The following is a 709-nucleotide window of genomic DNA, read 5'->3' as shown; positions in this document are numbered from 1 at the left end:
CCCGGCGCAGACCGCCAAGCGCCCGCTGCGCATGTTCGTGCACGGGGTGGGGCGCAACGCCGGGCTGGGCATCGCCAACCAGTCCGAAAGCTATGAGCTGATGGCCCGCTGGGGGCTGCCGGTCTCCCCGTATTCGCAGGTGGTCTCCTCGCTGGCCGAGGTCGATGAGTTCATTGCCGAGCACGGGCGCAAGCGCCACGAGCTGGTGCACGACATCGACGGGATTGTGGTGAAGGTCGATGACCTGGCCACCCAGGAGCAGCTGGGCTACACCTCCCGGGTGCCGCGCTGGGCGGTGGCCTACAAGTACCCGCCGGAGGAGGTGCACACCAAGCTGCTGGACATTGCGGTGCAGGTGGGGCGCACCGGTCGGGTCACCCCGTTCGGGGTCATGGAGCCGGTGCTGGTGGCCGGATCCACCGTTGCCCGGGCCACCTTGCACAACCAGGAGGTCGTCAAGGCGAAGAACGTGAAGATCGGGGACACTGTCATCCTGCGCAAGGCCGGGGATGTGATCCCGGAGATCGTCGGACCGGTGCTGGCGCTGCGCGAGGGCAATGAGGAGAACCTGCGCGACTTCGTGATGCCCACCCACTGCCCCAGCTGCGGTGAACCACTGGCCCCGGCCAAGGAATCCGACGTGGACATCCGCTGCCTGAACGCCCAAAGCTGCCCGGCCCAGCTCACCGAGCGGGTGGCCGTACCTGGG

1 pseudogene is annotated in these 709 nt (G+C 68.1%); it reads left to right on the top strand.

The features are described from left to right. Positions 1-709, top strand: a pseudogene (locus JCM19049_RS16580) (NAD-dependent DNA ligase LigA); the annotation flags it as partial.

It is taken from the genome of Arthrobacter sp. JCM 19049, from assembly GCF_001310435.1.
The sequence above is the reverse complement of the archived record's forward strand: the minus strand, read 5'-3'. Positions and strand labels throughout refer to the sequence as shown.